The sequence below is a fragment of the Tenacibaculum sp. M341 genome, assembly GCF_004337695.1.
Lineage (GTDB): Bacteria > Bacteroidota > Bacteroidia > Flavobacteriales > Flavobacteriaceae > Polaribacter.
In genome coordinates this window covers 33,226-59,163 of the sequence record NZ_SJXJ01000015.1, presented here as the reverse complement: position 1 = coordinate 59,163, position 25,938 = coordinate 33,226, and the positions used below count along the sequence as shown (strand labels likewise).

The window sequence follows — 25,938 nt, the reverse complement described above, 5'->3', positions numbered from 1 at the left end:
TATTATCATTTATTGATTTATTATTCATAGACTTACTCAAACAAAATTTTCAAATCATCATTATCCAAATGCGCTGCTTCAAAATCTGAAGGTGTAAAATGTATATCATCCTGATCTCTTAGATAATTAAGTACTTTCAATATATTTTCTTTAAAGCTTACAACTACTTTTTGAGTTAGATAATAATTTTCCACACTGTGTAAATAATGTGTCTGTATTTTTAGGGTATCATTTAGTACCATTAAATTAAACTCTAACATGACACCAGTAGGATTTTCAGGATCGGATTCAATACCTAAAGGTTCATTGACCAAAGAGAACAGGTTGTTCGAGGTTTCTTTTGAAAACTGCCCTAAATAATTGAATCGAATATTGTTTTCAGGAAGATAGCTATTCAGCTTTTTATTCAAATACTTCAGAATACCATACTGTATTCCTCCTGCCGGTAAGCTCTTAATTAGATCTTTTGTCTCTCTTATAGATTCTTCCATAGATGACGCATTTTTAAAACCTAACGGGTATAATGATGTAAACCAACCTATTGTTCTTGATGAATTTATATTTTCCAAATCTCTACCATGGCCTTCTAATTCTAAAGTAACCTGATTTGTTTTATATTCTTCAGCAATAGTTTTTGTTAGTGCCACAATTAAAAGTATTTCTGCATTCGTGTTAAAAACAGTATTGGCTTCTTTAAGTAAAAACGACGTATCATCAACGGATAACTCCGTAGTTATTACTTTTTGGTTTTTTACTTTACTTTCAATTGTTTTATTTGGGTAAATTGTAAACTCGTTATGTTTTATTGTTTCCCAGAATGAAGCATCTACCGAAGTTAGTTGTTTTGAAATATCTTTTAGTTCATTTTTATACGCTATTAATGACGCTGTTTTTTTAGGAAACCTTACCTCTTCTCCTTTTTTAATTGTTGTATAGGCAGTATAAAGATCTTTCAATAAAATTCTCCAGGAAACTCCATCTATGATTAAATGATGCCCTGTAATAAATAAGTAATCTACTGCTTCAACAGTTATAATTGTTGCTTTTAGCAGAGATGTAGTAACAATATTAATCGAGTTTTTAATGGAAATTAATACTTCCTGTAAATCTCCTTTGAGCAAATCTTTAAATGTTCCTTCTAGCTTGATTCTCTTAAATTCAACAGGTAGATTTTCATGTTGCTTTCTGTAGTAAAAAGCTTTTGTATTTTCGTTATAGTTTAAGCGTAAAGCATCATGATATTCAAACAGTTTTCCAAACGTTTCCGACAGAATTTCTATTTCAATTTTATCTTCCCATTTTAACAAAACTGATTGATTATAAAAATCGCGGTTTTGCAATTCTCTATCAAAAAACCAATGTTGAATTGGTGTAATTTCTAATACCTTTTCTGCTAACTCTTCTACATTTTCATTTGTTTCTATTATCTGAACATAGTTCGTCAGTTCTTTTATCGTAGGATAAGTAAGTATATCTTTAGCTTTAACTTCAATATTGTTTTCAAATAATATAGATGCTATTTGAATTGCTTTTATAGAATCACCTCCTTCTTCGTAAAAATTATTGGTAACTCCTATTTCAAAATTCCCTAAAACTTCTTTCCATGCTTCTACCAACATTTCTTCTATTTCAGAAACTGGAGTTACAAATTCTTGATTGGAAGTTTGGATTGGTGTTGGTAATTGATCATAGGCCACCTTTCCGTTTTTAGTAAGAGGAATCTTATCTAGTACAACGATGTGTGCTGGAATCATATAATCGGGAAGCTGTTTTCTTAACGCTCTTTTTATTTCTTCCTGAATATTTTTTGAATCTCCCTCATTATCTAAAGTAACATAAACACTTAAAGGTGTTTCCTTCCCATAAACAGCCAAGGCATCCTTAACTCCCATATGTGTACTTACCACATTTTCCAGCTCTCCAAGCTCTATTCTATATCCGTTAATTTTTACCTGATCATCTAATCTTCCTAAGTATTCAAGGTTTCCATTTAATTTTCTTTTAACCAAATCTCCAGAACGATACATTAACTGTCCAGATATAAACGGATTTGTAATAAATTTTTCTTTTGTTAGTTCTCCCCTATTCAAATAGCCTTCAGATAAGCCTTCCCCAGAAATATACAACTCTCCTGAGACTCCTAAAGGAACTGGTTTTAAATATGAATCTAAAACATAAACCTGAGTATTAGCAATAGCCCTTCCTATTGGAACATTGTTTCCTTTATCTATTAACGAATTGAATTCATGTACCACACAACCAATGGTTGTTTCTGTTGGACCATATTCATTAAATATTTGAATATTTCCTTCAAAAAGATCAGTTATATCTTTCGCTAATTGTCTTTGTAATGCCTCTCCTCCTACAATTAATGTCTCTAATCTACTTTCTTTTATTTTATTTTTTAGTAAAGGAGAATCTTTTATAATTTTTAAATGTGAAGGTGTTCCCTTTAATACTTTTACCTGATTATCTAAAAGCACACTTTCTATTACTAATTCCTCGTCAATATCTTGGTAAATTCTCAAAATACTTCCTGAAATAAGAGGTAAAAAGATTGAAGTTAATGTAAGATCAAATGAAATAGAAGTATATAAAGGAAAAGTTGACTCCCCATTAACCTTATATGCTTTTCTTGCCCATTCTAAGTAATTCATTAATGAATTATGTCCTACTTTTACTCCTTTAGGCCTTCCGGTAGATCCTGAAGTATATATTATATACGCTAAGCTATTATCACAAGCAATAATCGATCTCTCATCATTAGCTTTTGATGCTAATAAAACCATTTCTATAGTATCTAAACGTGTCGACGTCCATCTTTCTGAAAATAATTTGCTTTCGCTTAAATTTTCATCTGCCAGAATAATTTGAGTACCACAATCTTCAACTATAAATCGAATTCTATCTTCTGGATAACTCGCCTCCACAGGAATAAAACATCCTTCTGCTTTTAAAACCGCCAGAATAGAAACAACAAAATCAATATGCCTGTTAGCTATAATAGCTACGGGGGTATTTTTCTTTACACCTCTTTCTTTAAGTATTTCTGAAAGAACATTCGATTTTTTTTCTAAATCGGTATAGGTTAACGGAACTTCCTCTCTCATAACTACTGCTATCGAATCTGGCTTTTCTCTTCCTTTTAGAGCTATTAATTCATGAACTTCTAACGAAGTGTATTTTGTAGGTTGTTTCGTGCTTAAATAATAGTCTTGTAAAACATCATCAGAGACTAAGGTCATATCAGAAATTAACTGATTTGGATTCTGTACTATTTGTTCAATTAACTTCTTGAAATGACTAGTGAAACTTACAATACTTTCTTTATTGAATAATGCCTTTGCATACTCAATATAATACTCTAATTGATCTGGTTTTTCAATAATTTCTAAAGTAATATCGAATTTTGCTATTCCCGGATCAAAAAAGTATGGTGCTGCCTTTAATGCTGCTGTCTCCAGTCTTGGAATTTCCATATTCTGATATACAAACATGGTACTAAATAGCGGGCTTCCACTAGGGTCATTTTTAACGTTTAAGTCTTTAATTAATTGACTGAAAGGGTAATTTTGATTTGTTAAATCATTAAGTGTGTTATTTTTTACTTCCTGAAGATAGTCTCTAAAAGTTATATTTCCTTTAGGGAAATTACGAAGTGTAAGATTATTAACGAACATTCCCAATAACTCTTGTAATTGGTAATGACCACGACCTGAAACAGGTATTCCTACAAGTACCTCCTCTGCTACTACATGCTTAGATAAGACAATCGTGTATGCTGCTAACATTATGGTATGAAGAGGAACATTCAACTCTTCCGCTACTGTTTTGAGTTTATTGGTTACCTCTTTTTCAATGTTAAAAGGAAACTTTTCTCCTTCATAAGAAAAAATACTAGGTCTGCTGAAGTCTATTAAAAGTTCGGACTTAGGCAATTCACCTAATAATCTATTCGCCCAGTATTTTTGCTGTTCTTTACCTTTTTCTGTTTCTATAAAATTATTCCTCCATACAGCATAATCTTTATATTGTATTTCTAATGTTTCAGTAGCTTGCCCCTTATATCCGTTAAAAATTTCTTTTAATAATATTCCAACTGATATACCATCTATGATAACATGAGGTATATCCATAAACAATACATATTCATCTTTTGACTCCTTTAAAAGCTCAAATCGAAACAAAGGTGCTTGATGTAAATCAAATGCCTGAACTCTTTTCTTTAATTCAGTATTTAGATTTTCTTTATCTATTTCAACAACGGTTAAAACTGTCTTTAGAGATTTAACATAACCTTGTTGAGGTTTTTGATTTTGAATCCTGAAGTATGTTCTCAATACTTCATGCCTATCAATTATATTATTTATTACATTTTCAAGTTGCTTAATGTCCAAATCTCCCTGAAAACGTATTGCCAATGGAACATTATAGGCAACAGCCTTAGGACTTAATTGCCAGAAATAATATAGGCGTTCCTGCATAGATGTTAGTGGATACCACTGTTGTTCCTTTTGTAATATAATTTCCTGATAAGGTGTTACATTTTTTCCGTTTTCAATTTCATGGGCAATTTCTTTTATGGTTTGTTTTTCATAGAGTTTGTGGTAGTCAAAGTCGATATTAAATTCCTTTTGGAAACTATTTAAAATCTGAGCTCCTTTTAATGAGTTCCCTCCTACTTCAAAAAACTTATCAGTAATTCCAAAACGATCATGTCCTAAAACAGTATTCCAAATTTCTTTAACTCTATGTTCAATAGCTGTATCTGGTTGTATATACTTTCTTTTCTCTGCTGAAGAATCAACTTCTTCTTTTATCTTTTCTAAAATAGTATTGAACTCAGCGTTATTATAACGCTGAATCAATTTGTAGCGTTGTACCTTTCCACTCGTTGTTTTAGGAATGTCTTTTACCGGAATAATAAAATCGGGTTCAAAACCAAACACAAAATTTATTTTCTTCTTTACTCCCTTGATAACATCACGGAATTTTTCAGGAGTTCCCTTAAAGTAAATAAACACAAAAGTTTCGTTCTGCCCGTTATAATTGGTATGACCGGCAGTAACTACTTTTCCCAGCTCTATTTCTGGTATTTCACCCAAAACTCTTTCTAAATCATGCGCATAATAATTTTGCCCATTAATAAAAATTACATCTTTTAATCTCCCACTAACAAATAAACAATCTTCATAAAAGAATCCCATGTCACCAGTACTCAGCCACCCTTCATCATCTATTGTTGCTTTCGTTACAATGTCATTTCCATAATAAGCTTCCGTAACATTGTCTCCTTCTATTTGAATTTCTCCAATTATTCCTTCTTTTACAGGTTCTTTATTTGAGTCTACAATTCTTACATAACAATCTTTTATAGGAGTTCCAACATTAACTAATGATAATGAGTCTTTCTTATCAGTGATGTGTACCTTGTCTCCCATTCCAAGATATTTCCTGTCAATGGTAATAGGCTTTACATATTCTGTTGGATCAGAAAACGTAACTGCTAAGCTCGCTTCGGCTAATCCATATACGGGAAAAATAACATTTTTTTTAAGTCCATAATCAGAAAACACCTGATAGAATTTATCACATAAATTAGCAGAAATAGGTTCGGCGCCATTAACAATTATACGCAAACTAGATAAATCGAGGTTCTTTACATTCTCTTTTTTAAATCTTCTAATGAGGTAACTGTAACCAAAATTAGGCGATGCAGAAAATGATATTTTATGTTCGGAAATTTTATCCAGCCATAGCAGAGGCCTTCTAATAAAAAGACTAGTTGTCATAATATAATGACTCCAACCTGCAAAGAATGGAGTTAAATGAAAACCAATTAGTCCCATATCGTGGGTTAAAGGCATCCATGAGAAAAATGAATCTCCTTCTGCGGGTGATTTAATTCCATGTAAAATACCTTTAATATTGGTTAATAAATTTTTATGTGTTAATGTAACTCCTTTAGGGATTCCCGTAGAGCCCGATGAAAATTGTATGTAGGCTATATCATCTTCTTTTACTTCGGCTATAATTGCCTCACCGTCATTTGAAAATATATCTTTAATAAATAATGCTTTCTTTTTAATGTCAGTAAATAATGACGCTATATTAAATGAAACTGCTTGTTTTTCTATTCTAGACAAATAGTCTGATGAAACTATTAGATGTGGAGATTTTAATATTTTCCATATGTTAAATAGTTTATGATGATGATCTTCTGTTCTGCTCAACGTAAGTGGTACCGGAATGATCCCTCCTAAAACACATCCCCAAAAAACAACAACAAACGTTTGATTATCTTCTATTTGAAAGACTAATTCCTGCCCAGATTTAATGCCTTTACTTTGTAAAAAAGCTAAAACCTTATATGCGTTTTCACGCAGCTCTTCTCCTCTAAGAGTAGCTTCACTATTACTCCCTTCAATAAAAGTAATGACAATATTTTCTTTCGCTGAGTTATTTAAAACATCTATAAGAGTGTACATTTCAAGGATATTATTAGTAGGTTAAAAAATAAGTATATTCAAAGAAGTGTATTTTACATACTAAGATATAAAAGAGAATTTATGGCTTCATTTTCAAGATTTCCATGCTTGCTTAGTTGACCTTGTGGAAAAATGAATTCTAAAAACCTTTGATAATTGTTGAAGTTCTTTTCTTCTGGCGAAACTGTTTCAAAAAGTTTGTAAAATTGATTGGTAGTTTTTTTATTGATTTCAGCGTTTTTTAATCTGAATTTTAAGCTTAGTTGGATACGAATCCCCCCGTCATGAAAGCCTCTATGTAATTCAGATTGTTTAAACACCACAATATCGCCAGGAGATGGATTCTCATATCTGTCTATTTTGAGTCTCTTTTTTGATATTGGTAGTACTAGACCTGAAGCTACTTTAACAACAATTAAGTCTGTATCTTCAGGGATTGAGTTTTTGAAAAAACCGAAAACTTCTTCGGAATTTTCTTTAGAATAAATAATTGGAACTTCGGTAGGATCTCCGAATTGAGCGTATAACTCAGGGTTTTCCGATTCAGAAACCACTTCTAAACCTGTTGATTTTGAATCGTTGTAAATTGGTATCCAGACATTATAACAATCTCCATCAACAAAAGAACACGATCCATCTGTGTGCCACCCCATGTTATTAGAATTCATTCTCGACTTCATGGTTGTGCTACTCGCAAAAAATATAAACGAATTTAAGAACTCTACTTCCTTTCCTAGTTCTTCTTTAAAAAGTCGCTGTAATTTTTCGTGTATTGGCTCAATATTTTTGAGTTCAATCATATTTTTAGATTGAGAATTTTGTTTATTCTCAATGATACTTTTTCTTATAAGATTTAGCTCTTCCTGAGTAAAAAATTGCTCACGATGACATGTCGGGCTATTATAGGTCATGATAGTATGGTTTGTTATTTTTTTAAAACGATAAATAGTATAAGTATACTTTTAAGAGACTAATAATGCTTTTTCGGTTATTACATTATCCAGTACATAAGAAGGTATTACGTACGTTATATTTTGTCTTAGTGAATCAAGTCTAACAATAATTTTATTATGATTATAGCTTTAATTATTTCGCAATTTAAACCACTCAGAGATCCGTAATTAATCCTTCTGGCTCCTCTAATTTTGGATAGTTCTACATTAGCTTTAACGCTGGTAATGTTTTTATTTCCAATCAATAATTTTATTTGATTGATTTCTTTTTCAGTTACCTTTACATATTCTTTTCCAAATAGAATATATGCGCAAGCCCCATAAACAGATAATACTTTATAGAATTCTAAAGAAGAATTAATATTTACAAAAACATAAGATGAAAATAGTGGTTTAAGAATTGTTTTTTTCTATCACTCTATTTCCTGATTATTTAAATTTCAGGAATAAATGATTTTATAGAAATATCACTTAAGCGCTCATAAACCTTTTTCTTAGAATCAGGATTTATGCACATAACATACAATCCGTTCTTAAAACTCATAACAATAAAAATTACTAATTAAACATAGCTTCGCTTCCGTCAGTTACATGACGTTTATAATAAAAAAGAAAAAAATTAAATAGGAAAATTCAGTAATCTAGAAATTCCTAATGCGAATATAATAAAAAAATATTACACCCCAAATTTATTTTTTAAAAAAAACAGCACCTATATCTGGACAACAATTTTCCTCTGAAAGGTGTTAAGGGGAAACTCCCCTTAAAAGTCAGCGTGTTGGTAACGGAAGCTTCAGTTTTACTATTTCCGTCAACACGCTGACTTATTTTAAATCTAAACCTTAAAAATGATAAAACTCTTAGATTTAAAGACTATAACTTCCTTTGATTTTTCTCTCAAATATGCTATACTCTTCTGATCGTTTTGATTACTTAACAATGAAGTCGAATTGCTATATTTTACAAGACAGTAAGAAAGGAGTTTATATATTTATAAACTTAAAATAAAATTAATGTCAAAATCGAGAAATTTCTACACAAAAGAATTTAAGTAAACAGCTGTAGAGTTAAGTTATGCAAAAGGTAGCATAAAAAGACTTGTAAAGATTTAGGAATCTCCTTGTCTTCTTTATCCCGTTGGCGATCTGAATTAAAGTAATATGGTAAAAATAGTTTTCCTGGTAAAGAGCATCTAAAGTTAACAGACCAAGATCGTGAAATTTTAGAATTAAAGCGACAATTAGAAGATACTGAATTAGAACGAGATATATTAAAAAAAGTGGTGAGCATCTTCTCCAAGAGTAATCAGAAAAGTATCAATTTATAAAAACTCATAAATTGAAGTTTCCAGTTGAGAAGATGTATCAAGTTTAAAAAATAAGTAGAAGTAGTTATTATAGTTGGCTTAATTATGGTCCTTCAAAACGTTGGTTAGCTAATAAGTGTATAACGTTTTTTATAAAAAAGATATTTGATCGTAGTTATCAGAGTTATGGAGCAGCTAGAATAAAACAAGAACTAGCCCAGCAAATTTTCTCTTTAAAACAACGAGATTTAGTAACCAAAATTTATGAACCTTACGGAAAGTTAGCTGGTATTAGTAATAAAACCGAAAGAAAAAAGATTTGGGTAGAGCAAGCATTAAAAGTAAATAAACTTAAAAATGAAGTCGAATTAAAAATAAAAAAAGCTAACAATATATAAAATCATTAAAACGAATTTTACTTTAATCGTTCGCAATAATTTCAAGCAAAAAAATCGAACTAGACTAATAACAAAATGAAACAAGTAGTAATATTATTATTTATAATTTTATGCTTTTGGTCTGTAATCACAACCTTTAGAGCAATATTCTTTCTTTTGACTAATAAGTTCAATGGTTCAAAATTAACTTGGATTTTAATATCTATGATTGGTTTTATTGGACCAATTTTATGGATTACAAAAGGAAAAAAATTAATTTCAAAAATTGTGAATGAATAATCTGACTTTTGACAAATTATTTGACTTAATCGAAGAAAATCGATTCGAAAATGAAACTGTCAAAAAAATTGCGCAGAAAATAATTGAAGTCGAAAGAAATTGGAAGACGCCTGTAAATGATTTAAATGAATTCATAAATGTATTGGAAAAGGAAGTTGAAGAAACTGTTACCAGCGTAAGTTTGAACAAACTCTTAAAAAAATACAATCGGAATCTTGCCAAAATGCTTGGGAATCTGAAAGTATTTGCTATCTTTTAAAAGTTTTTGAATTTACCCAAGAAGATGATTTAAGAAAAATATTTAATGAGATACTTGAGAAAGTAAAAATTGAATAAAAAACTATTAAGTGAATTAGACTACGTCTCGATTCATTCAACATTAATAAGGCTAGTGCTGATTACCAAATAATTTACTAAATTTCTATGAAAAAAAGGTTGTACTACATTATGAAAAACTTTGTATCTATAGTTTTCTTCATTTCATTAACAATTGCTTTTACAGGATGTAATTCTTTAGAAAAAACAATTGAAAAATCTTATGCTGAATTAAAATCAAATAACATTGATTTTATAAAAAAAGAGTATCACAAAAGGTGTGAAATATCAGATATAAGAGAATCAACCAATGAAATTGAAATTAGACGATATGAATACATCTTAGTGAGTCAAACAATGAACTTGATTAGTTTTATAAAAAATGATAAAAACTGTTATTCACAGATTTTTGCAGAAAGTAATGTTCCAAAAAGAAAAATACATTTTATAAATACATCTAATTTAAATTCTTGTTCACTTATTGAAAAGCTATTAGAAAACAATATTCATAAATTAACTGATTACAAAACTGTTTATGAAGAAATAACCAAAGATAAACCGTTCCCTTTTATTAGAGAAGACGATACATCTTATATAGTTCAAGTCAAAATTAGAGATAAGATCTATGAAGTGTACTATGGTGATTTTTATTTAGAGTTAAAATTGTTTCCAAAAAATAAAGAGTTGAATGAATACAATAAAATCAGTAGGATTCTTGATAATTTAGACTTATAATAACGTAGTACAAGATTGACTATAATTAATACATGATTAGATTACAATTAAAAGTTTTCTGTATTCTTATAGAGTTATCAAGTATTTTTAATTTCGCTTAAAAAGAAAAAAAGCCTACTCTGTGTTAATTCGAAAAGTTAGTATTTTTTTGCTCACTAAATTTCATACACAAGTCCGTTATATTTAATTTAAACAAACAATGATTCAAAATAAAAAACAATTAATGTTATTTAGTATTGGTCTTCTATTCTTTGGAAGTTTTTTTAGTTTTACGAATAGTGAAAATAGTTTAATTGAATGTTCAAATAACGAATGCCAAGGACAATATATAGGCGCTGAGTTTATAAATAGTTCAGATATAGCACATCAATTTTCTAATAAAATGTCTGCAAAAGTAGGTGATAAACTTAAAGATTTATTTAGCAAAGGAAAATATTCTCAAGTTGATTTTGATAATATTGAAATGACTACTAAAGGAATGGGCAGTGGAAATGTTATTTATTATTTAAAAATCCCTTTTAAACGTGTTAATTCAGAATGTGAAGCTTATACATCATTTGATCATGTTGGAGGATGGAATCATAAACCTGCTTTAAAAGTAAGAAAGAAACAACTTGAAAAAGCTTTGATGAAAAATCACGAGTTGTATATAAGTAAATTAAAAACAACACTTGAAGGGTTACAAGAATATTGGATTCAATGGAAAAATAAAACAACTCAATCAATGTGCGAGTAAACTAAATAAAATCTAAACTCTATTAAAACATAGCTTATCCAAAAACATTGATATTAATTAAATGAACAAAATTTTATTAGAATATCTAAACATAATTAAAATTCCCAAATCGGAAAGAAAAAAGTTTAATCGCTTACTTCATGAATGGAAAGACAAAAAACTCACTGAATTACCAACATATGAGGAATTTGTAGAGTTCGAAAAGTTATGCGAGGCAAAAGGTTATTATTATAGCAATCAGTTTTTTGGCAAAAAAATTTCCGATCCTATTTTTTACAATGAAATATTCTTAAAAAGGAATCTTGATGTATTAAAACGTATCTATACTAGTAATTCTTCTAATTTACTTTTAGTACCAGGAACCGATAATTTTATTGATTTGTTGCAAATAGGCTTAGAAATTGATCCAAAAAACAAGGTTTTTCTTCAAGATAAATACAACCGTTATCTGAGAAGTTTTGAACTTTACATCCATGAAGTTCCATGGATTGTTATTTATTCACAGAACAGCGCTAGTGTTGAAGAAACAGAATTACTTTTAAATAAAATAGAGGATTTTAAATTGTTTTGTTTAAACAATGACTTTGATATTCCTGAATTAAAAATCAAGAAGTATGAATTTTATTTCAATACTTGGAAAACTTACTTAAAGAATTTTGTTAAGAAAATGGATTATGAAACTTATTTATCTAGTCATAGACTTTCTGAATGGATTAAGATTATGAAAAGTGAACCTGAGAATTTAAAAACATATGAATTTTTATTGAATAAATATGATAATTAGTATAGTGAAAATACTAACAGCATCAATAACAGCTTCTTTCTCCATATAATTTCGCAAAAAATTAAATAAACCATGAAAAGAAAACTAATAATATTACTCATAGCTTTTACCCCTTTGATATCTTTTGCAACAGGACAAATTCCTGATATTATAATATTCAAAGGAGATACTTTGAGCTTGTTCTCTAATCCATTAGAAGAATATCTTGAAAAGAAAAAAACAAGAGCTATAAACCACTATAAACTAGAACCAGAAAGTACGGCTTGTTATAGAGGTTATGTTGCTACTTGGGAAATTAAAGACAATCAATTATTTCTTGTAAAAATTGATTACTGTCATGATAACGAAGAGAAGATTAAAAGAAAATTTGACTTTGTTAAGGAATTTGGAGAAGAAACAGTATTGGCTAAATGGTTCAGTGGAAAAATATTAATTGTTAGTGGCAAAGAATTAATTTATTTTCATAGTGGTTATAGTGCTATTTATGAAAAGGAAATTGAACTCTCTATAAGTGATGGAAAAATTACAAATAAAAAAGTAATTGATAACTCGAATTCGAATGCTGCATTTTTTACTTCTAATGAAAATAGATTTGAAAATTTTATTTACAGTAATTTAAACTGGGATAGAATACCATATATGGGCAATGAAACCAAAACAATTGTTATTGAGTATAATAGTGGTAATTTAAAAGATAGACCTGAGGAAATCGTTATTGAGAGTGAATCTTTTTTCTATAATACATTTGAAAAGGAAATTGATAGAGTACTAAGCAATAGACCTAAGTGGAATCGTTACAAAAGGAAAGGTAAAATATTTGAAGTTATTTTTATAAAACACATAGAATTAAACGAAAAAATAAGAGCTAAATATGGATTCACTCCTCCTAAAGAATCAAATTTTTATTTCAAATATGTAATATGTCTATTAGTTATTACTTCTGGGCTTTGGGTGTATTTTAAATATTTGAACCTCTATAAAAAAAACGTTCACTAAAATCATATATGAATTGAAATGAATAAAGGCATTTACATAGAAATAATCGAAAATAATAAAGTTCAATCAAAATGGAATGAAAACAGAATATTTTGGAGTGAATCTTCTGATATTTATACTTTTTTAAGAAATCATACACTAAAAATTGAATATAAATTTAATATTAAAATCAATTCTTTATCCAATAATGAAATTCCAATGGATGGAATTAAAATACTTTTAAAAGGAATTAAAAAAGATTTAGTTTTTCTAATTAAAGAGTTTGAAAATAATCCAGTAACAAATGAATTGAATTGGGTAGAAGAAAAATATATGGGAAAAGAATAAAACTATACTACAAGAGTTCTAAACTACACAATATGATTTCAAATTTAATAAGGTTTCTGAATAAACTGGAGTACGTTATAAACAACAATAAAAGAATCTTTGTTTGTGGAAATGCTAATTTCAATGATAATAATATAAAATCATTGATAAAACTAAGAGCTGATTTTAATGAAACTGGAATTATAAACACTAAAAATATATCAGAAACTCAATTGAATGAACTTATTAAAAATGAAAGTTTAATTAAAATTGGAGAAACCTATAAATTAACACGAAAAGGTTTTATCATTGATATTGCCTAATAAAATTACAATAACTGATAAAACATAATTATTCTATAAAAACGAAAAAAAGCCCGAAGTTTTGCTTCGGGCTTTTAATCAACTATCAAAAACTAACTAATCACTAACTTTGAAGTAAGTAACTACTTATTAGACTTGATATTTACTTTATTGTTACGCTTTATTTGGGTAATTAACTTTTATTTAAGAGTATTCTTCTCTTTTACTTCCTTTTTTAAGTAAATATTATAAATTAACCCTACTAAAATTAAGGAAACTCCCAGTAATGTATACAAATTAAACACTTCTTTAAACCAAAAAACTCCAATTAATATCGTAAACACAACCTCTAAATATTTTAATGGAGCAATTATACTTGTTTCTTGACTTTGAAATGCTTTGGTCATATACAATTGACCTACATATCCGAAGATTCCTAAACTTAATAAAACTAACAACTCAGTTACACTAGGATTTTTCCAGTGATTGATAGACATAATACCTCCAAAAACAAAAGTCATTATCATAAAGTAATTGATAATAACTAATGGATTTTCTGTAGTTCCTATTTTTCTAATAATTACAAATATTAGTCCCAGTGAAATAGCGGATATACAAACAAAAAAAAGTCCTAAATAACTAACGTTACCACTAAAACCTTTTAATATTAATACTCCTATTAACGCTAAGAAAAACAACAACCATTGTATCGATTTTATTTTTTCTTTTAAAAAAACTAAAGCAAAAATAGCCGCAAAAATTGGCGAAGTATAGCGTATTGAAACTGCTGTACCAACATCTAAATAGTTTAATGATTGAAAGAAACTTGTTAATGAAATTACCCCTATTCCACCTCTCAGTAATAATAACTTTTTATGGTTTCCTAAGATTGAAACTTTTTGTTTTAAAATTAATGGAATGGTAAAAATTAATGTTCCTAAAGATCTAAAAAACACTATTTGGTACACACTAAAATGCTGAAGGCTCTTTACAAACACATTTAAGAGTGTGAAAGAAAAAGCACTAATGATCATAAATAAGATTGCTTTTTTAATCATAAATAATTAATAAACTTCTTTTTCCTCTTGCTTTAAAAGTTTTATCAACTTTTTAAAACTTGAAATACAATCTTCTTTAAGTTCTTTCTGTGTTTTATCTTTAGATATTTTTATTCTTTCTATTGGAAAATTATCTATAGTACTTGTGGTATTATAAATCATTCTTTTTTGAGATAACAAAACAATACCATCTACACTACCATTATTTATTTTAAAAATACAATCTTTTACTTTATCGTACTTTTCAAAAGATTGAAACAATGTTATTCTATATCCTAATTTGTAAGCTACTTTTTCAATATGAAACAAAAAACAACTATAAAACTCATCATTAATTCGAGGTAATATTATTGCTATATTATTCGTTCTCTTTTTTCTTAAAGAAACCGCATGATTATTCGGTATATAGTTGTTTTCTTCAGCTAATACCTTAATTAATTTTCTTGTTTTCGGACTTATATCATACTTATTATTTAAAGCTTTTGATACAGTAGAAACAGAAAAACCCGATAAATTTGATAGTTGTTTTAATGTTATTGAAGTTTTCAAAATGCTACGATTTAAACTCTTTTATAAAATTTAAAGTATTTTTTGTTGCCTCTTCTATTTTCTTATAATCGAAATTACCATTGGCATCTTTAATCATTAATTTAGATCCTAAACCAACACAAGTAACTCCTGCTTTAAACCATGCCTCTATACTTTCTTTTGTTGGAGCAACACCTCCTGTAGGCATAATACTTGTCCATGGTTGAGGACCTTTGATCGCTTTTACAAACTCTGGTCCGTAAATACCACCAGGAAACAATTTGACAATTTCACATCCTAACTCTTCGGCTTTAGCTATTTCTGTTAAAGAGCCGCAACCTGGCGACCATAAAATTTTCCTTCTATTACAAACAATGGCTATATCTTCTCTTAATACTGGAGTTACTATAAAATTAGCTCCTAAATTTAAAAACTGAGAAGCCGCTGCTGCATCTGTAATAGAACCTACTCCCATAATCATTCCTGGTAATTCTCTAATAGCATACTTTACTAATTCACCAAAAACTTCATGAGAAAAATCACCTCTTGCTGTAAATTCAAGTAATCTTGCACCTCCATTATAACAAGCTGTAACTACTTTTTTACTTACCTCAATATCTTTATGATAAAATAATGGAACTATTCCAGTATTTTGCATTGTTTGTACTACTTCTAATCTTGAAAACTGACTCATAATACTTTATTATCTTTCTACTTTTCCTATTGCTTCTCCTTGCATCATTTTTTCAACCTCATCTATGGTTAACAAATTATAATCTCCAGAAATGGTATGCTTTAAACAACAAGCTGCTACTGCAAAATCTAAGGCTTTTTGTAAATCTTTTGTATACGTTAATAGTCCATAAATTAAACCTCCCATAAAAGCATCGCCACTCCCTACTCTATCAACTACAGGTGTTACTTCTTTTATTGCTGCATTATAAATTGTTTTACCATCAAACAGTACACCTCCAATTCTTTGATGCGAAGCACTTACAGAATACCTCAATGTAGTAGCTACCACTTCTAAATTTGGACAATATTGAAAAAGGGCTTCATATAAAGCTGGAAGAGATTTTTGATCTTGATAATTTGGTTGGGTTTTATTTTTTCCAAGCATAAAATACGCTGTATCTATATCACCTAAAATCACATGGCTGTACGATAAAAGCTCAGGCATAATCTCATTAGGCTCTTTGCCATACTTCCATAATTTAGATCTGTAATTTAAATCACATGATATTTTTAATCCCAGTTTAAAGGCGGCTTTTACTGCTTTTAAACATTCTTTAGCTGCATTTTCAGAAATTGCTGGTGTTATTCCACTCCAATGAAACCAAGTTGCTTCTTTTAATATTTCTTCCCAGTTAAATTCACCTTCCTCTAAATTTGCTAAAGAACTATTAGCTCTATCATATACTACTTTACTGCCTCTAGTACCAGCTCCTGTTTCTAAAAAATAAATTCCTAACCTATCACCTCCATACACCACATTATCTAAACCAACTTTTAGCTTTCGCATTTCTTTTACAGCACAAGCACCAATATCATTATTCGGTACTTTGGTAATAAAATCGGTTTCAAAACCATAGTTTGCTAAAGAAACAGCTACATTAAATTCGCCGCCTCCATAGGAAGCAGCGAAAGTTTTTGCCTGTATAAAACGTAAATGACGCTCTGTTGATAGGCGTAACATTATTTCTCCAAATGTTACTATTTTATTCATCTGTTTTTGTTTGAATCAGCATATTAAATACCTAAAGCTTGCCCTCCACCAATTTGAATGGTTTCTGCTGTAATAAAAGCAGCATCATTGCTAGCTAAGAAAGAAACAACAGAAGCTACCTCTTCTGGCTGCCCTAATCTTCCTAACATAATATTGTTTTTCCAAGATGCAAATACTTCTGGTTTTGTTGATTTAATTTGAGTATGGAATGGAGTATCAATAGTACCTGGAGATACTGCATTTACTCTAATATTATACTCAGCTAAATCTTTAGCTAAAGCTCTTGTGATCGCGTGAACTCCAGCTTTAGAAGTTCCATAGATTCCTGCTCCTGGTCCGCCAGCATTCCATCCGGCATTTGAAGTATAATTAATAATTGTTGAATTCTCTCCTTTTTTTAAGAAAGGAATTGCTGCTCTTGAAGCAAAAAATACAGAATCTAAATTAAGAGCCATCACAAACCTGTAAAACTCAGTCGTCATTTCCTCAAATCTAGATCTTCCTCCTAAACCTCCTGCATTGTTTACCAGTACATCAATTTTACCATACTTTTCGCCAATAGCGTTAATATTTTTAGTTACTTCATCTTCTTTCGTAACATCAAATCCATAATATTCTGCTGAAATTCCTTCAGCTGTTAATTCTTTTACTCTTTCAGCTCCTATTTCATGTTCAATACCATTTAAAACTACAGTATATCCATCTCTCCCTAATCTTTTCGCTACTTCATAACCAATACCACCTGTGGCTCCGGTAATTACTGCTATCTTATCTACTATTTTACTCATTTTTGATATTTTTAATTATTTGTTTTTCTAGTTTTTACTTATTACTGGTTCAATTTTTTTGATAAAGAAGAAAATTGAGAATACTCCTAAGGCTACAGAAACGCATATTGCAACAAATGCTGGTGTGTAAGAAGCTGTGGTAATTTGTCCTACAAACCAATTCATTATTATTGGAGAAACCGCTGCTACGGTTCCTGCTAAACCAGCTAACGTTCCTACAGATGGACCTCTAAATAAATCACTTGAAAGCGTTTGAATATTTCCTATGGCAAACTGAAAACCGAACAAAGCCAATCCTGCAAAGTAGATAAACTTCATAAAGTCTCCTTCTTGTACTAAAGTTATGATGCAAACAAATGCTACTAAAATCATAATACCTCCAAGAGTAATGGTAGCTTTTCTTGAAAAATCAACAGAACGTTTTTTCATCAATTGTCCTGTAAACATTCCTCCTAAAATACTACCAGCAGCAGCCATTAAGTAAGAAATCCACATAGTTTCTGCTATTTGTTCAATACTTAATCCGAATTTACCATTCAAGTAAATTGGCATCCATCCTGCAAAAAACCACCAAATAGGTTCTATAAAAAATCGACATAACAAGATTCCCCAAGGTTGTTTATAACTCAATATTTTTGATACGGGTAAACTTTCTCCTTTGGATGAAGGTTCTTCTTTATCAATTCTATCAGACATAATTAAATCACGTTCTTCTTGTGTTACCCAAGGATGTTTTTCTGGGGTAGATTTATTTAAGAATAACCACGGAATTACCCATAAGACTCCAATACTACCTAAAATGATGTAGGTTGTTTTCCATCCGAATCTTGAATACAAAAACACTATTACAAATGGTGCTATTACATTACCAATAGAGGCTCCTGCATTAAAAATTCCTTGAGCAATTGCTCTTTCTTTAACAGGAAACCACTCTCCATTACTTTTTACAGCACCTGGCCAGTTACCTGCTTCACCAAGACCTAAAAGACCTCTAAAAATTGATAGCGACAAAACACCTCTTGCAAATGCATGGAATGCAGAAGCAAAAGACCATACTATAATAGATACTGTAAATCCTAAACGTGTACCTATTTTATCGTATAATTTTCCAGATGCAAATTTTCCTATTGCATAAGTCACCATAAAAACATTTAACATATTGGCATAGTCTGCTTTATCCATACCTAAGTCTTTCCCCATTTTTGGCCATAAAAGTGCAAAAGCAGTCCTATCAATATAATTTATAACAGTGGCAATAAATATTAGTAGAATAATCCACCATCTGAGTCCTTTAATTTTCATTTTAAAATTTAGTTTATTTTAGGCATTAGAATCCCTGTGCAAATGTTTTCATTCACACGCATTTTACTTTAAATAAAGTCAATACGATTCCTGTTAAGTAAAAATTTACTTAGTTAATTTATTTTTTTTAGATTAAAAAATTTGTTTTTTATGTATTAAGAAAAGTATCTAGTTCCTCTTATCTTCTAATTTTTAAACGCTGTAACAATATTGGTATAATGCTTTAAAATGAGCTTTCATTTTTTCTTTGGCTAACTTTGGATCTTGCTTTAATATGGCTTCGTAAACCTCTTTATGTTCAACAATTCCTTCTTGTGCTAAATTTTTATCACAAACATGATATTTTTCAAAGTTTGTAATAATTTCAGGTGTAATAATTAGCATAAATGTATTCATAGAACTATTACCACTGGCTTTAGCTATTGCCAAATGAAAAAGTAAATCTTCTTGAACTGCATCTTCTCCATTTATTACTTTGGCTTCATATGCATTTAAAGCTTCCTTAATTTGCACTAAGTCTTCTTCTGTTCTTCTTAAAGCTGCTAATCTAACCGTTTTAAGTTCTAATAAAATTCTTGTTTCTACTAAAGATTTAAAGTCTGGTTCTTCTAATCTTAGTATATCTTCAATCATTCCATTAAGAGCAATTACTCCAATATTAACAAAAGTTCCACTTTGTGGTCTAGATTTTAGTATTCCATAAAATTCCAATTTCTGAATTGCTTCTCTTACATTACTTCTACTTACTCCAAACTTTTCTGAAAGCATTCTTTCAGATGGTAGTTTATCACCAGGTTCTAAATTTTTATAATTAATTAAATCTCTAATTCCTTTAATTATCGCATTCTGAACATCTTGATTTTCATTTTTAGTAAGTACTTCTATCTTCATTGTCTTTATTTAATTTAAAAATTGGTTAACCAGATTTTCTTCGATAAATATATAAAATCTAATTGTGTTGACAAATATAAAATGTTACTAATATTTAATATATTTTATAAATGTTTCCCTTTCAATAAAACAATTCACAAAACAATGTAAAACACTAATAATCAAAAACTAAAAATTAAACTCATCTAAAAAAGAAAACTATTCTTGTACTTTAATTTCGTTTTTATAAATAGAAAGTATGAAAAAGTTAAATTCCATACTTTCCTTTCAATTAAAATGGTGTCACTTTTACATTATCTAGATAAGCATCTACATCAGTTACCCCATAAATCCATATAGAAATTTCACCTGAAGCATTTGAAGTAAATCTAGCTTCTACCGTTGTAAAACTCGTTTTACCTAGAGCTGTATCTCCAACGTGCCTAACCAAAGGACCAGCATTAGAACTAGCAACAGCATCTACTCCATCAGTAAAATGACCATCTAAAATTTCTCCTACTATTCTATTTCCTCCGTCAGCAATCGTTCCATCGTCTTTAATTGCATACTCAAACTCTAAAACATATTCTGTATTAGGCGATACTGTAATTGCCTGATATGCATATCTTGTACTGGAACTAAGATACACGCCAGCCGATGTAGATTTAGTCCATTTTGCACCTCTTGTTTTGGCACCGTTATCAGATCCGTCATATTTTATCCAAGATCCATCACTACTTGAGTTAAAAGGATTTGTTGTTCCGCCTGTAAAAGCAGCTATTTTCCACCCATCAGTATTGTCTTCAAAATCACCGTTTACAATTTCTGGAGTAATTGGTACAAAAACATCTACTACTTCTACTTCGTAAGTAACTACATCTGAAGCACCATTTGCATCACTTGCTGTTAATGATACAGTGTAAGTTCCTTCACCTCCTGTAAAAGTATAAACAGGATCTTTTTCTGTAGAAGTATCTCCTGTACCAAAATCCCATACATAGGTAGTAGATTCAAATGAAAGATTTTTAAACTCTATTTGTGTAAAATCACTTGCATTTGGAATGTATGAAAAATTAGCCTCTGGTAATTCGGTATCTTCTATAGAGTTAGCTTCTGGTAATTCGAATTTAAAATCGTCTTCACAATTAGTAAAAAGCATTGATATTGCTATGCATATAGATAGAACAACTACTTTACGTAAATTTTTAATTGTATTTTTCATGTCTATAAAGTTTTATTTAATATCCTGGGTTTTGATTTAAAATACCTCCACTTAAATTAATTTCTCTAGCAGGAATAGGTAATAATAAATCTCTTGAATCATATCCTGTATATCCCATATCTGCCGCATGAGCACCTAATACTGCATCAGCTACACCAAATCTTAATAAATCAAAAAATCTATGATTTTCAAAAGCCAATTCAACCCTTCTCTCTCTTAATAAATCTTCTTTAGATATTGATGTTGGGCGATCGGCAATTGGATCGAAACCCGCCCTTACTCTTACTTCCATATAAGAATCAATTGCACTACCTGTTGAAGTACCTGAGGCACCTGCCATAATTGCTTCAACATGCATTAAAAGTACATCTGCATAGCGTAAAATAATCCAATCATTTCCTGCATCTCTTGGAGTTGCTCCATAGGAAGGAACTGTTATGTCTGAACCTTCAGGCAAAAACTTAATTACTTCATTTGATGTTCCTAAAGTAACATAAGATTCAGCTGTTCTATTACCTCCTGCTGAAGCAAAATCGGTAATTAAATTATCATTAATAATGTTTAGTCCGTCTTCTCTACCTTGACGAATAAATGAAGTAAACTCAGCAGAAAAACCTTGACTTTCTAATGCGTCTCCTGCATTGTATTGAATTGCAAAAATAATTTCGCTATTTAACTCATTGTAAAAAACATCTCTAAAATTTGGCTGCAACATGAATCCACTGCTCATTACTGCTTCACATAAACTTCTTGCATCAGCATAATTAGGTGTATCTTGTGTTAAATATACTTTGGCTAAAAGTGCTTGTGCAGCTGCTTTAGATGCTCTTGCTTTATATGTGTTATCTAAAGTACCAATAGCTTCTAATAAATCTTCTGCTATTTGAACATAAATAGTCGCCTTGTCTATTCTTGTAAAAAGTTTTTCTTTTTCTTCCGGACCAACTACTGAAGTTACCAATGGTACATCTCCAAATAATCGTATTAAATTAAAGTAAGCATAAGCTCTTAAAAATTTAGCTTCTCCTGAATATTTAGCTCTGTTTGATTGATTTGCAACATTTACATATTGTAAAACATTGTTGGCTCTAAAAATAATTTCATACATAGATTGATAATAATCTTCTGACTGAACATTATTTGCATCTACGATATATCTGTGAAAATCTGCTTTAGATCCTTCGTTGGTAGCTGATCTTGTATTGTCTGAACGCATTTCTGTAAGCATATACTCAAACTGCACACCTCTGTTCGATCTTACAAGACTTGTTTCTGTATTTTCATTGACACCTTGTATAGCGTCGTAAATTCCTATAATACCAGCTAACACATCTTCATCTGTTTGAAAAAAAGCTTCTACAACAATTGCTGAGTCTGGTAATGGGTTTAAAAACTCTTCTGTATCACATGAAAAGAAAAGACAACCTGCTATAACTAAAATTAAATATTTTAAATTTTTCATGATTGATGTTTTTTAAAATTTGATGTTTAAACCTAAAGACATAGTTCTAAATAAAGGAGTTCCTGCTCTTTGTGATCCATAGGCTCTTGGATTAGAACCATCAATAAATTCAGGGTTAAAACCTTTGTAATCATCTGAAGTTATATACAATAAATTTTGACCTGTGGCATAAACTCTAACTCCATCTATATTAAGTTGAGATACAAGATCTTTTGGTAAACTGTACCCTATATTTACATTTCGTAACGAAAAATAACCAGCACTTTGAATAACATCATTAGTTAATACTCTTTGTTGAAGAAAAGAAACATCTGGTATAATACCATCGTCAACAACTTGTTGAGCATCTAAAGTTGCTCCTTGCCAATGAGTTCCAAAATACTGATCTCCAATATTTTTTATTTCAGCTCCCTGACTTCCTTGTACCATGAAAGAAAAATCAAGATTACCAAACTTAAATTCGTTAGTAACACTCCATATAATATCTGGATACGGGTCTCCTAAAATAGTTTTATCTGCATCGGTGATTAATCCATCTCCATTTAAATCTTTTACAATTACATCTTCTGATTGACCATTAATTGGGAAATATGGAGAATCCCAATATTGATTTTCAATTTCTTTATCTACAACAAAACCATAAAAAGATGATATTGGATTACCTACAGAATTAATCCATTGAGAATTCCTTCCATAGGTATCTTCCAATAGCGCGCCATCTGATTCTCCAAAACTGATTAATTCATTCTTATTTGTTGACGCAATTAAAGTTGTTTTCCAAGAAAAATCTTCATTAACAATATTCTTCGTTCTTAACTCTAGTTCCCATCCTCTATTTTCTACTTCACCTAAGTTTACAATACCAGTATTAAATCCTGTTACATATGAAACTGGGTTTTCTAATAAAAGTTTATCACTCGTTCTTTTATAATAATCTACAGATCCTGATATTCTATTTTTTAAGAAACCAAAATCTAACCCTGGATTAAATTCTTCAGAAGCCTCCCATTGTAATAAAGTGTTGGCAATATTTAGTGCAGAAACACCTGCTACAGTACTTCCATTAACAATTCCATTAGAATTATTTAATAAGGCTAAGTATGGCCACGCATTAATTAAATCGTTACCTACACTAAAGTTCTCACTTCCTGTAAATCCGTAACTCACCCTTAATTTCAAATTATTTACAATGCTATTGTCTTTTAAAAAGTTTTCTTTAGATACATTCCAACCAAAAGATACCGCAGGGAAATTTCCCCATTTTGAATCTATTCCAAAAACAGAACTACCATCTCTTCTAAATGAAGCACTGAATAAATACTTGTCTGCATAAGCATAATTCACCCTTGCAAAATATCCTATTTTCTTTCTTAAAACATTTATCTCTTCAAACTCCGAAATCGTTGTAGCTCCTTGTAAATTTTTTAATAAATCGTTACTGTAACCTGTACCTTCTACAATACTGTTTTCTGATTTTCTTGCTTGAATAGTGGCTCCTAACAATACATTAAATTCATGTTCTCCTATTTCTCTGTTATAAGATAATGTATTATCTGAGATTACTCTCGTTCTATATCTATTTTGTAGTTCGTAAGAAGCTCTACTTGCGGTTGCATGATGTTCAGTACCATTCCATCTAGTTCTTTTGCGTTGCTCTAAAGTAATACCAAGTGATGTTGTAGCTACCAAACCTTTTAAAATCTTATATTTTAAATACATCGATCCTAATAAGTTTGTTTTATACTCATAGTGTTCTCTTTCTACATATTGAGCATAAGCATTCTGATCACCCGATGTTCTTGGTCTTGATAATCCATTGAAATTATCTAATAAATGATCTTCTCTAAAATAATCTCCTACACCTACATATGGGTAACGAGCTCTATCAATAAATTGTAAAGATTCTTCTGAATGAAAAATTGGTAACCATGGAGACTGCCTGATAGGATTGTGTATAGAAGTTGGTAAAGCTCTTCTCTTTGAATATGAAGGTGTAGCACTGATTCCGAATTTTAAATTTTTAGTTAATTCGGTATCAACTTTTACTTTTGCCGAATACGATCTAAAATCATCAGTAATAACAACTCCTTCATCATGTAAATATCGTAATGAAGTACTAAATTTTGTTTTCTTTGTTCCTCCTCTTGCTGATAAAGAATGACTTGTAATTACTCCTCCGTCAAAAAATACATCTTGCCAATCTCTATCTACACCAAGAGTATTTACCAATAGTTGCATATACTGAGTACGCTCTGAAAGCGCACCTGTTTCTGCTAATTCTTTAGCAGCCCAATTAGCAACACTTTTTCTGTAAGCATCGCTACCGAAAGCTTCTTTTAAACCAGTATAGGTATCGTAGCTAAATTTTGTTTCTCCTGCTTTACCACTTTTTGTTGTAATTAAAATAACACCATTAGACCCTTCACTACCATAAATAGCTGCTGAAGCCGCATCTTTTAAAATCTCGAAAGACTCTACATCATTCATATCAAGGTTTCCTAAAAAATCAGCATTTACAACCAAACCATCTACTACAACTGCTGGACCAGAATCGGCAGTTACAGAGCCAAAACCTCTAATAGTAACTGTAGGTGCAGCACCTGCTTCTGCTGATGTTGCTTGAATATTTACACCTGAAACTTGACCAATCAAAGCATCATCTACCCTAGAAACAGCTACTTGATCTAATTTTTCATTTTTTACCTTAGATATAGCCCCTGTTTTATGAGATTTCTTTTGAGAACCATAACCGATGACTATAACCTCATCTAAAACAGTAGCATTTTCTACCATGCTTATGTTTAAGGTTTTTTGATTGTTTACTGTTATTTTTTGGGTAACATACCCTATAAAAGAAAACTCTAAAACGTCTCCTTTTTTTACAGATAACGAGAAATTCCCATCAAAATCTGTTTCTACTCCTTTAAATGTATTGGCTATTCTTAATGTTACCCCTGGTAACGGTTGGTTGTCTGCCTTTGATGTAACTTTTCCTGTCAACTTATAGCTGTTCTGTGAAAAAAGGCAAATACTCACAAACATTAGTATAAGTGATGTTATTTTTAATTTCATAATGGTCTTTTGTGTTAAAAAGTTGGCTTTTCAATTAACATAACCCAAAATAAGTTTTCAAAATATGTATCCACTAAAATTAGTTTTACTACTTTTGAACTGCTTACGCTTACTTTAAAGTTATGTGTTAGTGATACTTCCTTGAGACGAAGTATTTTAAAAGGATAGCCGCGAACCTATCCTTTTTTTGATGTTAATTAATTCAAATTTGGCATTGTTTGTTTTTTTAGTTTATCTGGCTAACCAAACTGGTTTACCAATTTGGTTTACCAAATATATGATTTTTTTTCTCTTAAAAAAATAATTACCTAA

Annotated in this window: 20 protein-coding genes; 8 read left to right on the top strand and 12 right to left on the bottom strand. The window is 30.1% G+C overall.

What is annotated here, in order from left to right:
- Positions 1–32: 32 nt before the first annotated feature.
- Both EYW44_RS16125 and EYW44_RS16120 read right to left on the bottom strand, forming a co-directional pair.
- Positions 33–6,488, bottom strand: a complete 6,456-nt coding sequence (locus EYW44_RS16125; protein ID WP_132724934.1) for a non-ribosomal peptide synthetase — start codon at positions 6,486–6,488, stop codon at positions 33–35.
- Positions 6,489–6,541: 53 nt separating this feature from the next.
- The gene (locus EYW44_RS16120) at positions 6,542–7,288 is read right to left on the bottom strand and encodes a hypothetical protein (RefSeq protein WP_132724932.1); all 747 of its coding nucleotides are present in this window, start codon (positions 7,286–7,288) and stop codon (positions 6,542–6,544) included.
- Positions 7,289–9,220: 1,932 nt separating this feature from the next.
- Here EYW44_RS16120 and EYW44_RS16110 point away from each other — a divergent pair.
- From EYW44_RS16110 to EYW44_RS16075, 8 genes are all read left to right on the top strand, one after another.
- Positions 9,221–9,424: a hypothetical protein gene (locus EYW44_RS16110; protein ID WP_132724930.1), complete on the top strand. Its 204-nt coding sequence runs from the start codon at positions 9,221–9,223 to the stop codon at positions 9,422–9,424.
- On the top strand, positions 9,417–9,683 hold the full coding sequence (locus tag EYW44_RS16105; protein ID WP_132724928.1) for a hypothetical protein: 267 nt from the start codon (positions 9,417–9,419) through the stop codon (positions 9,681–9,683). The genes EYW44_RS16110 and EYW44_RS16105 overlap by 8 nt, the downstream gene beginning before the upstream one ends.
- A gap of 188 nt (positions 9,684–9,871) precedes the next feature.
- On the top strand, positions 9,872–10,474 hold the full coding sequence (locus EYW44_RS16100) for a hypothetical protein (protein ID WP_132724926.1): 603 nt from the start codon (positions 9,872–9,874) through the stop codon (positions 10,472–10,474).
- A gap of 199 nt (positions 10,475–10,673) precedes the next feature.
- Positions 10,674–11,210 carry a hypothetical protein gene (locus tag EYW44_RS16095; protein ID WP_132724924.1) on the top strand — a complete coding sequence of 179 codons (537 nt, stop codon included), beginning with the start codon at positions 10,674–10,676 and terminating at the stop codon, positions 11,208–11,210.
- 61 nt (positions 11,211–11,271) lie between these two features.
- Positions 11,272–11,994, top strand: a complete 723-nt coding sequence (locus EYW44_RS16090) for a hypothetical protein (RefSeq protein WP_132724922.1) — start codon at positions 11,272–11,274, stop codon at positions 11,992–11,994.
- A 72-nt stretch (positions 11,995–12,066) separates the two neighbouring features.
- On the top strand, positions 12,067–12,990 hold the full coding sequence (locus tag EYW44_RS16085) for a hypothetical protein (RefSeq protein WP_132724920.1): 924 nt from the start codon (positions 12,067–12,069) through the stop codon (positions 12,988–12,990).
- Positions 12,991–13,008: 18 nt separating this feature from the next.
- Complete coding sequence (locus EYW44_RS16080; protein ID WP_132724918.1) at positions 13,009–13,317, top strand: hypothetical protein; 309 nt, start codon at positions 13,009–13,011, stop codon at positions 13,315–13,317.
- Between the two features lie 32 nt (positions 13,318–13,349).
- The gene (locus tag EYW44_RS16075) at positions 13,350–13,619 is read left to right on the top strand and encodes a hypothetical protein (protein ID WP_132724916.1); all 270 of its coding nucleotides are present in this window, start codon (positions 13,350–13,352) and stop codon (positions 13,617–13,619) included.
- Between the two features lie 179 nt (positions 13,620–13,798).
- Here EYW44_RS16075 and EYW44_RS16070 read toward each other — a convergent pair whose 3' ends face one another.
- From EYW44_RS16070 to EYW44_RS16025, 10 genes are all read right to left on the bottom strand, one after another.
- Positions 13,799–14,656: a DMT family transporter gene (locus tag EYW44_RS16070; RefSeq protein WP_243643681.1), complete on the bottom strand. Its 858-nt coding sequence runs from the start codon at positions 14,654–14,656 to the stop codon at positions 13,799–13,801.
- Positions 14,657–14,662: 6 nt separating this feature from the next.
- A complete protein-coding gene (locus EYW44_RS16065) occupies positions 14,663–15,205 on the bottom strand; it encodes a LacI family DNA-binding transcriptional regulator (RefSeq protein ID WP_132724914.1) in 543 nt (180 codons plus the stop codon).
- A gap of 4 nt (positions 15,206–15,209) precedes the next feature.
- Positions 15,210–15,878: a bifunctional 4-hydroxy-2-oxoglutarate aldolase/2-dehydro-3-deoxy-phosphogluconate aldolase gene (locus tag EYW44_RS16060; RefSeq protein ID WP_132724912.1), complete on the bottom strand. Its 669-nt coding sequence runs from the start codon at positions 15,876–15,878 to the stop codon at positions 15,210–15,212.
- 9 nt (positions 15,879–15,887) lie between these two features.
- Positions 15,888–16,910: a sugar kinase gene (locus EYW44_RS16055; protein ID WP_132724910.1), complete on the bottom strand. Its 1,023-nt coding sequence runs from the start codon at positions 16,908–16,910 to the stop codon at positions 15,888–15,890.
- A gap of 23 nt (positions 16,911–16,933) precedes the next feature.
- Positions 16,934–17,698: an SDR family NAD(P)-dependent oxidoreductase gene (locus EYW44_RS16050; RefSeq protein WP_132724908.1), complete on the bottom strand. Its 765-nt coding sequence runs from the start codon at positions 17,696–17,698 to the stop codon at positions 16,934–16,936.
- 27 nt (positions 17,699–17,725) lie between these two features.
- The gene (locus EYW44_RS16045; protein WP_132724906.1) at positions 17,726–19,000 is read right to left on the bottom strand and encodes an MFS transporter; all 1,275 of its coding nucleotides are present in this window, start codon (positions 18,998–19,000) and stop codon (positions 17,726–17,728) included.
- Positions 19,001–19,192: 192 nt separating this feature from the next.
- Positions 19,193–19,891: a FadR/GntR family transcriptional regulator gene (locus EYW44_RS16040; RefSeq protein WP_132724904.1), complete on the bottom strand. Its 699-nt coding sequence runs from the start codon at positions 19,889–19,891 to the stop codon at positions 19,193–19,195.
- 271 nt (positions 19,892–20,162) lie between these two features.
- A complete protein-coding gene (locus EYW44_RS16035) occupies positions 20,163–21,092 on the bottom strand; it encodes a PKD domain-containing protein (protein WP_132724902.1) in 930 nt (309 codons plus the stop codon).
- Positions 21,093–21,108: 16 nt separating this feature from the next.
- Positions 21,109–22,554, bottom strand: a complete 1,446-nt coding sequence (locus EYW44_RS16030) for a RagB/SusD family nutrient uptake outer membrane protein (protein ID WP_132724900.1) — start codon at positions 22,552–22,554, stop codon at positions 21,109–21,111.
- A gap of 12 nt (positions 22,555–22,566) precedes the next feature.
- Complete coding sequence (locus tag EYW44_RS16025) at positions 22,567–25,626, bottom strand: SusC/RagA family TonB-linked outer membrane protein (protein WP_132724898.1); 3,060 nt, start codon at positions 25,624–25,626, stop codon at positions 22,567–22,569.
- Positions 25,627–25,938 lie beyond the last annotated feature (312 nt).

Bases quoted from the DNA above. Each gene is read 5' to 3' on its own strand.
- EYW44_RS16095 (WP_132724924.1), top strand. From the start codon at position 10,674: ATGATTCAAAATAAAAAACAATTAATGTTATTTAGTATTGGTCTTCTA.
- EYW44_RS16100 (WP_132724926.1), top strand. From the start codon at position 9,872: ATGAAAAACTTTGTATCTATAGTTTTCTTCATTTCATTAACAATTGCT.
- EYW44_RS16055 (WP_132724910.1), bottom strand. From the start codon at position 16,910: ATGAATAAAATAGTAACATTTGGAGAAATAATGTTACGCCTATCAACA.
- EYW44_RS16090 (WP_132724922.1), top strand. From the start codon at position 11,272: ATGAACAAAATTTTATTAGAATATCTAAACATAATTAAAATTCCCAAA.
- EYW44_RS16040 (WP_132724904.1), bottom strand. From the start codon at position 19,891: ATGAAGATAGAAGTACTTACTAAAAATGAAAATCAAGATGTTCAGAAT.
- EYW44_RS16120 (WP_132724932.1), bottom strand. From the start codon at position 7,288: ATGATTGAACTCAAAAATATTGAGCCAATACACGAAAAATTACAGCGA.
- EYW44_RS16035 (WP_132724902.1), bottom strand. From the start codon at position 21,092: ATGAAAAATACAATTAAAAATTTACGTAAAGTAGTTGTTCTATCTATA.
- EYW44_RS16075 (WP_132724916.1), top strand. From the start codon at position 13,350: ATGATTTCAAATTTAATAAGGTTTCTGAATAAACTGGAGTACGTTATA.
- EYW44_RS16080 (WP_132724918.1), top strand. From the start codon at position 13,009: ATGAATAAAGGCATTTACATAGAAATAATCGAAAATAATAAAGTTCAA.
- EYW44_RS16045 (WP_132724906.1), bottom strand. From the start codon at position 19,000: ATGAAAATTAAAGGACTCAGATGGTGGATTATTCTACTAATATTTATT.
- EYW44_RS16110 (WP_132724930.1), top strand. From the start codon at position 9,221: ATGAAACAAGTAGTAATATTATTATTTATAATTTTATGCTTTTGGTCT.
- EYW44_RS16105 (WP_132724928.1), top strand. From the start codon at position 9,417: ATGAATAATCTGACTTTTGACAAATTATTTGACTTAATCGAAGAAAAT.
- EYW44_RS16025 (WP_132724898.1), bottom strand. From the start codon at position 25,626: ATGAAATTAAAAATAACATCACTTATACTAATGTTTGTGAGTATTTGC.
- EYW44_RS16125 (WP_132724934.1), bottom strand. From the start codon at position 6,488: ATGTACACTCTTATAGATGTTTTAAATAACTCAGCGAAAGAAAATATT.
- EYW44_RS16050 (WP_132724908.1), bottom strand. From the start codon at position 17,698: ATGAGTAAAATAGTAGATAAGATAGCAGTAATTACCGGAGCCACAGGT.
- EYW44_RS16085 (WP_132724920.1), top strand. From the start codon at position 12,067: ATGAAAAGAAAACTAATAATATTACTCATAGCTTTTACCCCTTTGATA.
- EYW44_RS16030 (WP_132724900.1), bottom strand. From the start codon at position 22,554: ATGAAAAATTTAAAATATTTAATTTTAGTTATAGCAGGTTGTCTTTTC.
- EYW44_RS16070 (WP_243643681.1), bottom strand. From the start codon at position 14,656: ATGATTAAAAAAGCAATCTTATTTATGATCATTAGTGCTTTTTCTTTC.
- EYW44_RS16060 (WP_132724912.1), bottom strand. From the start codon at position 15,878: ATGAGTCAGTTTTCAAGATTAGAAGTAGTACAAACAATGCAAAATACT.